10 protein-coding genes and 1 pseudogene are annotated in these 13168 nt (G+C 42.2%); 5 read left to right on the top strand and 6 right to left on the bottom strand.

Annotation, left to right across the window (positions count from 1 at the left end; genetic code table 11):
* The first annotated feature begins 32 nt into the window (after nucleotides 1–32).
* The 4 genes from IPL35_05110 (at nucleotide 33) to IPL35_05095 (ending at nucleotide 4573) form a co-directional block, all read left to right on the top strand.
* Entirely contained in the window at nucleotides 33–1775 is a 1743-nt protein-coding gene (locus IPL35_05110; GenBank protein ID MBK8442816.1) for a VWA domain-containing protein, read from the top strand.
* Nucleotides 1776–1825: 50 nt separating this feature from the next.
* Nucleotides 1826–2647, top strand: coding sequence for a 4-(cytidine 5'-diphospho)-2-C-methyl-D-erythritol kinase (locus IPL35_05105; GenBank protein MBK8442815.1), 822 nt, complete (start codon nucleotides 1826–1828; stop codon nucleotides 2645–2647).
* A gap of 143 nt (nucleotides 2648–2790) precedes the next feature.
* A complete protein-coding gene (locus IPL35_05100; GenBank protein ID MBK8442814.1) occupies nucleotides 2791–4050 on the top strand; it encodes a hypothetical protein in 1260 nt (419 codons plus the stop codon).
* Nucleotides 3947–4573 carry a L,D-transpeptidase family protein gene (locus IPL35_05095; GenBank protein ID MBK8442813.1) on the top strand — a complete coding sequence of 209 codons (627 nt, stop codon included), beginning with the start codon at nucleotides 3947–3949 and terminating at the stop codon, nucleotides 4571–4573. The genes IPL35_05100 and IPL35_05095 overlap by 104 nt, the downstream gene beginning before the upstream one ends.
* 101 nt (nucleotides 4574–4674) lie before the next feature.
* Here IPL35_05095 and IPL35_05090 read toward each other — a convergent pair whose 3' ends face one another.
* Together IPL35_05090 and IPL35_05085 are read right to left on the bottom strand one after the other, a co-directional pair.
* Nucleotides 4675–6102: a T9SS type A sorting domain-containing protein gene (locus IPL35_05090; protein ID MBK8442812.1), complete on the bottom strand. Its 1428-nt coding sequence runs from the start codon at nucleotides 6100–6102 to the stop codon at nucleotides 4675–4677.
* Between the two features lie 124 nt (nucleotides 6103–6226).
* The gene (locus IPL35_05085) at nucleotides 6227–7717 is read right to left on the bottom strand and encodes a TlpA family protein disulfide reductase (GenBank protein MBK8442811.1); all 1491 of its coding nucleotides are present in this window, start codon (nucleotides 7715–7717) and stop codon (nucleotides 6227–6229) included.
* A gap of 240 nt (nucleotides 7718–7957) precedes the next feature.
* Between IPL35_05085 and ytxJ the strand changes: the two genes are divergently transcribed.
* Complete coding sequence (gene ytxJ / locus IPL35_05080) at nucleotides 7958–8293, top strand: bacillithiol system redox-active protein YtxJ (protein MBK8442810.1); 336 nt, start codon at nucleotides 7958–7960, stop codon at nucleotides 8291–8293.
* A 115-nt stretch (nucleotides 8294–8408) separates the two neighbouring features.
* Here the strand turns inward: ytxJ and IPL35_05075 are convergent, their stop codons facing one another.
* The 4 genes and pseudogenes from IPL35_05075 to IPL35_05060 all read right to left on the bottom strand — a co-directional run bounded on the left by IPL35_05075 (nucleotide 8409) and on the right by IPL35_05060 (nucleotide 13145).
* The gene (locus IPL35_05075) at nucleotides 8409–9374 is read right to left on the bottom strand and encodes an electron transfer flavoprotein subunit alpha/FixB family protein (GenBank protein MBK8442809.1); all 966 of its coding nucleotides are present in this window, start codon (nucleotides 9372–9374) and stop codon (nucleotides 8409–8411) included.
* Nucleotides 9375–9503: 129 nt separating this feature from the next.
* Nucleotides 9504–10247, bottom strand: a complete 744-nt coding sequence (locus IPL35_05070; GenBank protein ID MBK8442808.1) for an electron transfer flavoprotein subunit beta/FixA family protein — start codon at nucleotides 10245–10247, stop codon at nucleotides 9504–9506.
* A 159-nt stretch (nucleotides 10248–10406) separates the two neighbouring features.
* Nucleotides 10407–12156, bottom strand: a pseudogene (locus IPL35_05065) (ABC transporter ATP-binding protein).
* 197 nt (nucleotides 12157–12353) lie between these two features.
* Nucleotides 12354–13145 carry a hypothetical protein gene (locus IPL35_05060; GenBank protein ID MBK8442807.1) on the bottom strand — a complete coding sequence of 264 codons (792 nt, stop codon included), beginning with the start codon at nucleotides 13143–13145 and terminating at the stop codon, nucleotides 12354–12356.
* Nucleotides 13146–13168: the final 23 nt, after the last annotated feature.

The raw sequence follows: 13168 nt of genomic DNA, 5'->3' as shown, positions 1-13168 counted from the left end.
CTGTCACAAATATATTTCTTTTTATTGGTCTTATGAAATATCTCATCAATGCAGTGCTACTGCTGTGCTGTTTTTTATTCGTTGCCACACCACAGGTCTCCGCACAAAAATATACCGCACCCGAAACTTTAGAACAAATCAAAGCCTACAATGTATGTATTGATTATTTCAACGAAGCTGCACACTACATCAGTGTTCCGCACGATGTATTGCGCGATTTTAATATCAAAGCCAATAATCTCTCTTTTGATTTGCAAAAAGGATTGAAAAAAGGCGATCGCGTACTGCAAGAAACTCCTGTGTTACAATTTGCGCCTTTATTTGAAAAACAGCATTATTTTACGATGCCCTGTGTGAAATATAAAGATTCGCCGCACGAAAACATAGAAGAGCTCTACCAAAAAGCACGCCAACAGTTGGGTGTCATAGAACCCGGGTTTCGGCAGCGTATGGACGAATTACTCGTCAAATCGCACGAACTCACCACCGAATATCAGCGTGTACTCAAACAACTCGAACGCCACACCCGCGACCGCCTCTATGTGCGCGACTCCGCCCTCACCGACACCTATATGTGGTTGGAAAAATACTCGCTGATTTGTTTTGATTTTTCGGTTTTGGGCGATAAAATATTTGATTTAATCCTCGAAGCCATACAATATCAGCCTCTGCTCGATGGTATGTCGCAATTGCACGCCCTCAATACCAATGCACATTTGCTGCTTTTAGCCCTACGCCGCGATGATATTGATGCAGTGCGCAGCTTTAACCAACGCCTCGAAAGCAATTTGGCTGCCCGCAACAGATTGGTAGAAAGTGCCCAAAATCCTGAGTTGTTTCCGTATTTGGAAATGGATGATTTTTCGCCGGTACTCCGCGAAGCCGATGCTATTGTTGCGCTTGCCAACGATTATTTAACCCAAAAAACGCCCTGGAAAGCCGAAGGCGGGAAAATAGAATACGAGGGTTTTGGAGCTTCTTATTACTACGGCGAGCAAGTGTATCGCCATTCGGTGCATTATCATTCAGGTATTACTTACGAATTTAATAAGTTTTTGATGCGGGCAAAAAAAACGCTGCTGCGGCAAATGGAAGAGCCGATGTGGTTTAAAGTGATGTACCGCGACCCGCAAGTACCAAAAATTGATGAAGCTGCTATTTTAGAGTCGCTCAAGGCAGCAATGGCACAGGCGAATGTGCCGCCACCACCGCCTTCGCTGGAGGGTTCTGCTGCCAATAACCTCACTTTTTTGTTAGATGTGAGCCACTCGATGGACGTAGAGGACAAAATGCCACTGCTGCGCCGTTCTTTCCGTTTTCTTACCGAATTGCTGCGCCCCGAAGACAATGTGTCGGTGGTGACGTATGCGGGCAGAGCCAAAGTCGTATTGCCTTCTACTTCGGGCATACACAAACAAGAACTCAACGAAGCCATCGACAAACTCACTTTTTCAGGCAAAACAGACGGCTTGGCGGGTGCAACGTTGGCGTATGACGAAGCCAATAAAAATTTTATCAAAGATGGAAATAATCGTATCATTATCGCCACTGACGGCAAATTCATCATCGACGAAAAATTGGAAAAAATGATTAAGAAAAACACCAAAAAAGGTATTTATTTGTCGGTGTTTCAATACGGAAAAGGAGAATCAAAAGTAATAGAGGATAAGTTGCGTTTGCTGGCGGAAATGGGTGGCGGCAATTATTTTCATATCGCCGATGACGAAAGTAGCAAAGATTCTTTTTTGAAAGAAGCCACCGCTATCCGCAAGTAAGGAAAAGATGTGCAATATTTGTATTGAAGCCGTTGTTGTTATTTTTTTTTATGATACTTTTTCCTAATGCCAAAATCAATTTGGGCTTGCACATTTGCGAAAAACGCCCCGATGGATTTCATAACCTCGAAACTGTTTTTTATCCTTTGCCTTGGTGCGATGTGCTGGAAATAGTGCCGGCAAAGGAATTGGTGTTTCGGAGCGAAGGGCTGCCCATTGACGGCAATCCCGACAATAACCTGTGCCTCCAAGCCTACCGTTTGTTGCAAACACAATACGATTTGCCGCCGGTGCATATTTTTTTGATAAAACACTTGCCGATGGGTGCAGGTTTGGGCGGCGGCTCTGCCGATGCTGCTTTTGTGTTGCGTGCCCTCAACGACATATTCAAACTCCAACTCGGCGAAGAACAACTCCAACAAGCAGCCGCCCGCATCGGCAGCGATTGTGCTTTTTTTATCCGCAACACGCCTGCGCTCGCCACCGGAAAAGGTGAGCAATTAACACCACTTTCTTTGGATTTGAGCCGCTACCGCTTTGTGTGCGTTTTTCCGAATATTGCCGTTAATACCGCTTGGGCATATCGCCAAATTACTCCCAAAATGCCCGCCGTTGCGCTGCAACACCTTATTTCGCAGCCCATAACTACTTGGAAAGAGGCACTTCACAACGACTTTCAAGCCCCCATCAGCCGCCATTTTCCTGACATCGCCGAAGGCATTGATTTTTTATACCATCATCAGGCAGTATATGCCGCTATGAGTGGCAGCGGTTCGGCGTTTTATGGCATTTTTGAGCCGCACACCGACCTTAGCAGCCTGCAAAAATGGTTGAGCAATAGCAAGAGGAAATATAAATTTTATATACAATAAGATATGCTGCATTGTCTTAAATATTTTGTTTTTTTACATTGAACTAATCTTTATATAGATACGTTGTGTAGGACAAAACACTACAACATTTCTGTATTTTTCGGGACTATCGTTTTTTTAAAAAACATCTTTCATTTTTATATATGCGTATCTATAAACCCTACCTTTCTGCACTTTTAATAATATTGGTGTGGATAAGTTTAGTAGCAGTCGGCTGTAAAAACAATAATACCGCTACCACTCAAGAAACTCAAAGTACAAAACCCACCATTCTTGCCATTGACAGCACCATCAATGCCGACAATGCTTATTTTGCCGTTTTTTTGGACAGCAGCCGGATTAAAGAGTTTTTAGAAAAAAATTCTCAATTTTCTAAATATGCTATCCATATTTCCAATTTTTACCGCGACCGTAATTTTGAATACGCCTGGTACGATTCCACCGGACTCAACGAACACAGTGCCGCCTTTATGAGTCATCTTTTAGAGCACCTTGAATTATTTACCGACAGCAGCGAGAATGCGATTAAAGCAGAAACCATTAATGATTTGGTAGAAAAAATATATTGGGGAGATGAGAAAAAGAGTACTCCCGATATAAATACAGAGCTATTGCTCACTTCTTTGTTCTTTCAGTATGCAGATAAAGAATTTGAAGGTGATTCGGAAACCGAACTAAAAGATTTGGGTTGGTATATTCCGAAGAAAAAATTGTCATACGAAGACGCTTTGACTAATTTGGTAAACGGAGAAGGCACTCAGGGCATTATCCACCCCCAATACAATAAAATGCGTGACTGTATTATAGAAATAAAAAAAATCCAGCCCCAGTATGACCAATTAGAGCCTTTAACCGCGCCAAAAAAACCAATTCGCCCCAACACAAAATCGCCTTTAATTCCGGCAATCAGGCAGCGTTTGGCGATACTCAAAGATTTGCCGAAAGCCGATAGTTCCGACCTTTATTCGCCGGAATTGGTAGAGGCGGTTGTAAATTTCCGCAAACGCCACGGCTTACCCCGCGATACTGCCATCGGCAAAGACTTTATAGAGGCAATCAATGTACCGCTCGCACAGCGTCTGCGCACGATGTATATTAATTTGGAGCGTCTGCGCTGGTTGTCTACTAAAGCCGAGGGCGAGTATCTGCTTGTAAATGTTCCCGAATACAAACTGCACGCATTTAATAGCAACGACAGCTTGCTGTGGAGTATGCGTGTGGTGGTGGGCAAAACGAGTGCTAAAACGGAGTTGTTTAAAGGACAAATTGAGTACGGTGGTATTTTCGCCATATTGGTATGTGCCGCACAGTATTATCACAAAAGAAATTTTACCCGACCTCAAAAAAAATCCGAGCGGCTATCTGAAATCGCACGATATGGAAATAGTACGCACACCCGATGATTCGGAAGCCGTATCGCCGTCAAGCATCAAATGGAATACAGTAACTGAGGACAATTTTCCCTATATCCTCCGCCAAAAACCCGGCGAAAAAAATGCTTTGGGCAAAGTGAAATTTTTATTTCCCAATCAGTACAGTATTTACATGCACGATACCCCTTCCAAAAAATATTTCAACGATACCGACCGTGCTTTCAGCCACGGCTGTATTCGTGTGGCAGAGCCGCAAAAACTGGCAGAATTTGTATTGAGGGACAATAAAGCATGGCCAAGTGAAAAAATTGATTCTGTGTTCAAAAATACAGGAGAAAAAGAAATACAGGTAAAGGCAAGAAAAATTCCGGTAACAATTACTTATTTCACCTCGTGGGTGGACTCCAAAGGCAATTTGAATTTCAGAAATGATATTTACGAAAGGGATAAAAATGCTGACGGTAAATTATTTGACGGTAAAGTGGAAAAATTAAATCAAATCTGCCACTGCGAAGGCGGGCGATTTTTATTTGGTTTTGAATACAATGATTGAAAGGATTTTCATTAAAAACCGTGCTTATCACACCTGTATTCCATCATTGAAATAATTATTAAAAGGTTTATTTGTAAAACCTAATTATTTACTTATCATTTTTATTTCAGCACCGAAAATTTATAAGTAGCATCGCCTTGCGAATGTTGCAGGTGCAATACATATACGCCGCTGCTCAGTGTACTGATGTCTATTTGTTGTGCAATATTCAATTTTTCTTTCTGCATAATGCTTCCTTTCATATCATAAATTTGTACATTAGCTCCTTGTAAAGCTATTTCGCTATCAATATAAATCTGCTGCTGTGTGCGTACAAATGTTATTGCGGTGTTCTGAATATCCCCTATGCCGGTGTGGGTTTGCGGAGAGCCGCCGGTTTCGGTGGGACCGTTGCCACTTACCGTTTCGACAGACATACAGAAATCGAATTTACTATATCCAAACTTGTGGTTGTCGGAAGTAAAATCAAAAATTTTGTAGCCGTTTTGATAAACAGCACCGCCGCCGCTTTCAAAGCCGTCAAATCCTTCATCGTATAAATGCAGGGTGTAGCACTCGCCTTTGCGAGCGCACAGAGCTTGCGTAAATGCACCATTATATCCTTTTCCTTCGCCGAGTACCACGGTACCGTCTTGTGTAGTTATTTGCCATACCACTTCTTCGGGATAAAAATCGGGTTCTACCTCCAAAGTCATATTTTCGGCTTCGGCAGGATTAATGATATACACCGAAGATATTTTTTTATTGTTGCCGCTTTGTTGGTCAATAACACCATTGGGGCTGCTCACCTCAATAGAAAGTTCATACGCGCCGCTTTCGGTGGGAGCAGAAAAGGCGGGAATAACGACATCTTGTGTGCCGAACTGCGCTAAGTTGCCGCTCCAAGGAAAAAAAGTTTGTACTACTCCGTTGAGCTTAACCATAAATACTGCCGAAGTGAGGGCATTTTTGCCGCGATTATAAAAATTTACTTTGGGCGAAATCTGACCATCGCACACCACATAGTTTCTGTCGATGCTCAATACGGCGGCATCAGAATCAAAAACGGGGCAATTGTTGATGGCTTGCGTAAAAGCATCGGCGAGGTTGGCAGGGTCGGCGGCATCTACTTTTGTCCAGTAACCGTCGGGGCATACCACATAATAATGCGGCAATCCGCAATTTGGTTTGTCGCTGCAACCTTTGATAGTGTTTATCATCGGATAATCGGCAGGAAAAGTAGCTACATCGGCATCGCTGCCATTGGGGGTACTTTCCAAACCAACAACGATTGTTGTATTGTCGCCATCGGGTCCGTGGCGTTCCCACACTTCATTGAAAGCCGCCGCACGCTCTAAACAAGTGTTGTTCCACATATCCAAAAACAGCGGAACTACTATTTTTCCTTCTTCAAGATATTGATAAAAATGATGTTGCTGCCCTTTCACATCAGGGTGGTCGAAGTCGGGAAAATTAGCAATGGGCAATTGCGCCTGCAACAGTGCCATACTGCCTGCAAGAAAAATAAAGGTAAAAAATAATTTTCTCATATATCAACCGATTTAATATTTTTTACAAATATAATGTATGTTTTTGAATTATAAGCATCAAATAAATTTGTTTTGTTCGTTTTTTATCCAAAAAACACTCAAAACGTATAATTCCGACTTTTTATTACAACAAATTTTTCAGCATCTGATATACTTCATCTGCTTGTTGGGGGCGCGGCGCATTGATGTCCACAAATTTTCCTTTTTTGTCCATAATCATATAGCGCGGAATAGAATTGAGCTGAAAATGCTTTGCTGCTTTGGAGTTCCAGCCGCCCGCCGAAAAAGCGTGAAACCCTTCTATTTCTAATTTTTCTAAGGCTTCTTTCCATTTTTCTTCGGTATTGTCAATATTTACATACAAAAACACTATTTTTTCCAATTCTTTTTTGGTAAAACGATGGTGTAATTGTTTGGCAAAAGGGAATTGCGCTCTACACGGACCACACCAGCTTGCCCAAAAATCTATATACACTACTTTTCCTTCAAAATCGCTCAGTTTTACTTCTTTTCCTTTCATATCTATCAGCAGCGCATCGGTGTTCTTCTTGGCGGGCACAGGCTCGGCGGAGGCAACGGCAGTTTCGTCTTTGGGGTCTTCGGCGGCGAGGCGTTCCCGACAGCGTTGCGCCACGAGTTGGGCATAGTGGGTTTGCTGGTCGGCGGCTTCCAAATCGCTGTGAATACGGCGCAGCGTAGAAGGCAGCATTTTTTCGCCATATTCCAACAAGTGTTCGCTCATAAAATACAGCAGAGGTTCGTCGCTCAAATAGTCTTGTGCAGTTTTGTATTTTAAAGACACCGAAGTATTGATACTCGTAAATTTCTGAAAATCATTACTTTCGGAGGCTTTGTAAATGATGTAGTATTTTAAAAAATTGCGATAGGCTTCTAAATTCAGGAGTTCGGGGCGATTAATCATATCTTCGTTTACGGCATCGAGCATAACGGCAGGCAAAGGCTGTACCCGCATGTTTTTTTGGTCGCTGTTGCCTCTGATAATAGGGTATGCAAATAGTTGATATACATAATGATAGCGGATATTGTCTTCGGCATATTGGGCAAATGCTTTGGAAAAGCGGCTGCGCTCGCGGTAATTTTTCAAAAAATTCCATTGTTGGGAGCGTTGCGTGAAAATATCCATTTCGTATTTGTCCACATTTACGGTTTCGGTCATCAGGTTGGTGCAAGCCACCGGACTGTAATCTTTTTGGAATTTTTTATAAAAAGCCTGCCAAAAACGATTCTGTGCAGAAGCGGCACGGGTGCTATCGGGAAATTGCAGCGTAGCCACTAACGAGTCGGCATTGAAATTCAGTGTAATGGTATCGTTGGGTGCAGCCACCAAAGTCGCCTCCTGATTGCCGTAGCGCAGCAGCACGGTACGCAGCGCATCGAGGGGCAAAGTGGCACTGAACCGCCCGCCTTGTTGCTGGGCTTTTACGGCGACGCTGTCGCTGCCGGCGAGGTATTGAGGATAATACAAAAAATAAAAATCTTCGGTGGACTGAGCAGCATTGCCTTCAAAATAAACCGATTTTTCCTGTGCCTGTGTATTCCAACACTGCAAACACAATAAGAAGAATATAGTCGCAACAATTCTTTGAATATTCATTATATACAGATTGATTGTATCGTTGATTGATTAGAAATAAAAAGTAAAAACACCAAATATGGTTCTCAGGTTTCGCCTATTTTTAAAAAAATATTAAAGCAAAGATGTTGTTTTATTGGCACATTTGATATGCCTTACTTGTACTAAAAATGATTTTTTGCATTTTTATTCAAACTTTTTTGTTTTTATTTGTTGATGTACATATAATTTTTATTTTCATCTGCTTATTTTCTTTATTTTATGAACTGGATTCCTCTGCAAAGTGAAACACAATTAGAAGAAATTCTGACGGCATCGCAACAGCAAACTCAGGTTATTTTTAAGCACAGTACGCGCTGCTCCATCAGCGATATGGCAAAACAACGTTTTGAGCGGCAATGGCAGCACAAGGACGAAGATGCGGCAACACTGTATTATTTGGATTTATTGGCGTTTCGGGAGGTTTCCAATACGGTGGCAGCACGCCTACAAATAGCACACCAATCGCCGCAGGTGATTGTTATCAAAAACGGAGCTGCCGTTTACCAGGCCAGCCACAATGCTATTTCTGCACAGACGGTGGCAGCGTGGATATAATAAACAAAACTTTTTAAAAATAAAAAAAGCCCTCATTTGCTGTTGAATAACAAATGAGGGCTTTAATTTTTTATCAAGAAAAAGAACAATAATATTCTTTTTTCTTTACCTGCCCCTATGCATGCGAGGCTTTAAATTTTTTGAGTGCTTCGTTGAGGCGCGGTACTACTTCAAAAGCATCGCCTATCACTCCGTAGTCGGCGGCTTTAAAGAAAGGAGCTTCGGCATCTTTGTTGATAACCACAATTACTTTGCTGCCGCTCACACCCGCCAAATGCTGGATAGCTCCCGAAATACCGATAGCTATATACAAATTAGGGCTGATGGCAATTCCTGTTTGACCTACATGCTCGTGGTGTGGTCGCCAGTGCGTGTCGGCAACCGGACGACTGCAAGCAGTGGCAGCACCTAAAATATTCGCCATTTCTTCTATCATTCCCCAATTTTCAGGACCTTTCAAACCGCGCCCGCCCGATACTACGATTTCTGCTTCGGTTAAAGGAATTTTATCCGATAATTTCACCACTTGCTTTACTTTTACCTGTGCAACGGGTACGTTCACCTGCACCGTTTCTACGGCAGCACTATTGTCCGAAGTCGGTTTTACGGGCATAGAATTGGGCGTAAGCGACAATATCCGTATCGGCGACAGAACGCGATAATCGGCAAAAGCTTTTCCCGAAAAAGAACTCTTGCATACGATGCCATCGGCTTTCGGCAAAGTGGCAATACCCGATACCAAACCGGCTTTCAGGCGTGCCGCTACGCGCGGGGCTACTGCCTTTCCGGTATAATTATGACTAAAAACGATGGTGGTTGCGCCACATTGTTGGGCAACTTCCGAAACTGCGCGGCTGTGGCGGTTTGCATCTAAATCGCTGAAATTGCCGCCCACCTGCCATACTTTGGATATGCCGTATTTGCCCAAAGTGGCGGCTTGTGCCGCATCAATATCGCCCAATACTACTGCCTGAGCAGTGCTGCCTTCCTGCTGGGCAATAGCCGCACCATACAAAGCAGTTTCAAGCGATGATTTTTTTATTTTATTTCCTTCGTGCTCTATAAAAACGAGAATACTCATAGATATTTAAAAATATATAAAATGGGTCAGATAAAAAATAAATTGACGGTTATCTTGCTTTGAAACTGTTGAAATGCTGCAAAGCATTGAAAATCTCCTTGTTTCTTTAAAAAAAATTACAAAAAGAGATTATATCACTTTTGATTTTTCGTGTAAAAGACGTACTAACTCGTCCATATTGTCGGGGGCTATCAACTGCACCGAAGAACGCGCCGCCGGCAATTCGTAGCCCACCACTTGCGTAAGTGCATCTGTGTTGCTGTAAGGCGCAATTACCTGCACGGGCTTGGTGCGTGCCGCCATAATACCACGCATATTGGGAATACGCTGTTCGGCTAAACCCTTATTGGCACTCGCCACAAAGGGTATTGCCACTTCTACAATTTCTCTGCCGCCTTCAATTTCGCGCTCAATAGTAGCGATATTGCTTTGTATATCCAACTTAGAAGCCAAAGAAATATAAGGCAAATCGAGCAATTCTGCCAACATACCGCCCATTATTGAGCCGTTGTAATTGATGGTTTCTTTACCGGTAAAAATGATGTCAAAGTTTTTGTCTTTAGCATATGCTGCCAAATTCGCTGCTGCCTGATACGCATCTTGCGGCTCTACGTCAATGCGTACACCTTCATCGCCGCCGATAGCCAAGGCTTTGCGAATGAGTTGTTCGGCAGTGGCATCGCCCACACAAGCCACCGTCACCGAGCCGCCGTTTTGTTCTACCAATTCCAAAGCACGCACTAAAGCATACCACTCATCGGTGGGGTTGATAATGGAAGTAACACCACTTTCATTAAACTGCGTATTGTTGTTGGTAAAAGAAATTTTGGTGGTAGTATCGGGTACTTTGCTGATACAAACTAAAATTTTCATGGACTATTTTAATAGGGTTAAAATATTGTTTTTTGAATAATGTCGCAAAGGTAGCGAAATTTCGCTTGTTTTTTGCAAATACCTGTTTCTTTTTTCTTTATAAAAGGAAGAAATAAAAAGTTGATTTTAATACAATACTACCTCAAACACGCCTAAAAACTACACGCGCTCTTTATCAAACTGCATTTCGTAGAGGCGGCGATAATAGCCGTTTTGTACTTGCAGCAGCGTGTCGTGTGTGCCGCTTTCCACAATTTCGCCCTTGCGCAGCACCAAAATATGGTCGGCGTGGCGCACGGTACTCAGGCGGTGCGCAATAATGATGGCGGTACGCCCCTCCAATAGTTTTTCCATCGCCTGCTGCACCAATATTTCGCTTTCGGTATCAATGGAGGCGGTGGCTTCGTCCAAAATCAAAATGTGCGGATTATACACCAATGCCCGCACAAAGGAAATCAGTTGCCGTTGCCCCTGCGACAGCGTAGCTCCGCGCTCCAGCACCTGATAGTGGTAGCCTTCGGGCAGTTTTTGTATAAATTCGTGCGCACCTGCCAGCGTAGCAGCCTCTACTACTTTTTCAAAAGGAATGGCGGGGTTGCGCAGCGTAATATTATCCAAAATAGTTCCTGAAAACAAAAACACATCTTGCAATACCAGCCCTATTTGTCGGCGCAATGCCGAAAGTTCGTATTGCTGTATCGGCACATCATCTATCAAAATTTCGCCTTGCTGAATATCATAAAAGCGGTTAAGGATATTGATAACGGAAGATTTTCCTGCTCCGGTAGCTCCCACTAAGGCTAAAGTTTTTCCGCGGCTACCTGAAAAGACACATTGCGCAATACCCAGTCTTTGTCGTTGTACGAAAAAATACATTTTTAAACTCCACCTTTCCCTGTAAAGTGCTTGCCTGCAAAGTGCCCTCATTGCGTTGTCGCCATTCGGCTTTGTCCAATAACGCAAACACACGCTCTGCCGCTATCAGTCCCATTTGCAAGGTGTTGAAAGTGTCGGCAATGACGCGCAAAGGGCGAAACAACATATTCAAATACATCATAAAAGCGATGAGCGTACCGATAGAAGCCGCATTGCCCATCACCCGATAAGAGCCATACCAAAGCATCAGCCCCAAAGCACTCGCCTGAATAATTTCTACTGCCGGAAAAAACAAAGAATAATACCAGATAGAATCAATGTTGGCGCGTGTTTGTTCGTCATTGATGGCTTTAAAACGCTGCATTTCTTTTTGTTCGGCGGCAAAAAGCTGCACAATGCTCATACCGCTGATATGCTCTTGCAAAAAAGCGTTCATTTTGGCTACTTGTGTGCGAATGATATGAAAGGTTTTATTAACACCCTCTTTGAACAGATAAGTACAATAAATAAAAACGGGGAAAGTGAGCAGACATACCAAAGTGAGCCGCCAATCGCTGTAAAACATAAAACCCAGCACAACGGCAATAGAAAGGAGGTCGGCGAAAATATCCACTACACCGGCGGCAAAAATATCGTTGATGGCTTCTACATCGTTGATGGTGCGCGTGGTGGAAGTGCCAATGGGCGTGGTATCAAAATATCGCAAGCGCAGGGCGGTGATGTATTCAAAAACGCGGGTGCGCAAATCTTTTACCACACTTTGCCCCAACCACGAAGTAATATATGCAAAAATATATTTTACGCCGCCTTCTATCAGTAGCAATACCAAAATAATACCAATCATACGGCGCAAACCCACTGTATCGTAGTGCAAAACGTGCGTATCAATGGTGTATTGAATGAGATAAGGGCGCAAAGGCGACAACACCGCCCCACACACCGCCAACAGCAAGGCTACATAAAATACCTTACGATACGGCGACAATAACGACAATACCCGCCGAAACAGCGATATATCCAAAAGTTGATGCAGCCAAGAACGAACAGTAGAATACAAAATAAAAAATGGAGATAACTCTGAAAAGTACAATAACAGCTAAAACGCCCCAAAGTTAAATGAAAAAAGATTATTTTTTGGGTGAAAAAATCCAAAATTTTGAGAATAAGAATGGCATACAAATACGAAACGCAGGATATATCTTTTAAAAAACATATTATTTTAAATTATAATTATTTTTTTGGTTGCATACCATTGTTAAAAAGAAAGAAAACTCCTATATTCCAATATTTCGGTTCTATATCCGTCCGGAATTGAGTAATTTGGGGAGAATTGGAAAACCGAATAACTCCAAAATTACATTCCAATCCCCATCTGTGAGATATTTGCCATAAAAGCTGAGGCGATAAAGAGAGAATGGTATAAGAATAATATAAAAAACGTTCTTCTTTGGAATAGTCAAATGAAATAACAGGTTGATCAATGATAATAGGATCGCCCATTGTATAAAAGTGAGAATTATTATGTGAATAATCCACTTTTTTTAAATTTACATACTCTTGCATAATACCTGCTGCCAAACGAAAATGTAAGGATATTTTGGAAGTGACTTTTCTCGAAATACCGCCATATACATATAGAGCAGGTCTGCTTACACTAGATTTAATGTGTTTTACATTGGCATTGCGTGGAGTAGTGATTCTAATTATCGTATCTTCTTCATATGGACTATAATACAATATGGTGTCGCGGTGGTAATAGGCTTTTTGGGTGGCTGTAGCTTGTTCAAGATCATATTGATAATGAAATTGTACACCTGCATAAAAATGCCGATTAATGGCATATCCTACATTCGCCTGTAACTGAATTTTTCTGTAAAGTTCTTTATAATTGGTTTCTTCATTTGTAGTATAATTATTACCATTATAAACCCCCAAAGCAGCCATTCCTGTTAATTCCAACAAAACAGCATTTTTTTGTAATTGAGCCTTTAATGTATTTGATACATATAGCATCATACCCATACAAATACATATTGTTTTCAGCA

This window comes from Sphingobacteriales bacterium (assembly GCA_016711285.1).
GTDB lineage: Bacteria > Bacteroidota > Bacteroidia > Chitinophagales > UBA2359 > JADJTG01.
The sequence above is the reverse complement of the archived record's forward strand: the minus strand, read 5'-3'. Positions and strand labels throughout refer to the sequence as shown.

Coding starts and splice junctions, on each gene's coding strand:
- IPL35_05110 (MBK8442816.1), top strand. CDS start 33: ATGAAATATCTCATCAATGCAGTGCTACTGCTGTGCTGTTTTTTATTC.
- IPL35_05105 (MBK8442815.1), top strand. CDS start 1,826: ATGATACTTTTTCCTAATGCCAAAATCAATTTGGGCTTGCACATTTGC.
- IPL35_05100 (MBK8442814.1), top strand. CDS start 2,791: ATGCGTATCTATAAACCCTACCTTTCTGCACTTTTAATAATATTGGTG.
- IPL35_05090 (MBK8442812.1), bottom strand. CDS start 6,102: ATGAGAAAATTATTTTTTACCTTTATTTTTCTTGCAGGCAGTATGGCA.
- IPL35_05085 (MBK8442811.1), bottom strand. CDS start 7,717: ATGAATATTCAAAGAATTGTTGCGACTATATTCTTCTTATTGTGTTTG.
- ytxJ (MBK8442810.1), top strand. CDS start 7,958: ATGAACTGGATTCCTCTGCAAAGTGAAACACAATTAGAAGAAATTCTG.
- IPL35_05075 (MBK8442809.1), bottom strand. CDS start 9,374: ATGAGTATTCTCGTTTTTATAGAGCACGAAGGAAATAAAATAAAAAAA.
- IPL35_05070 (MBK8442808.1), bottom strand. CDS start 10,247: ATGAAAATTTTAGTTTGTATCAGCAAAGTACCCGATACTACCACCAAA.
- IPL35_05060 (MBK8442807.1), bottom strand. CDS start 13,145: ATGGGTATGATGCTATATGTATCAAATACATTAAAGGCTCAATTACAA.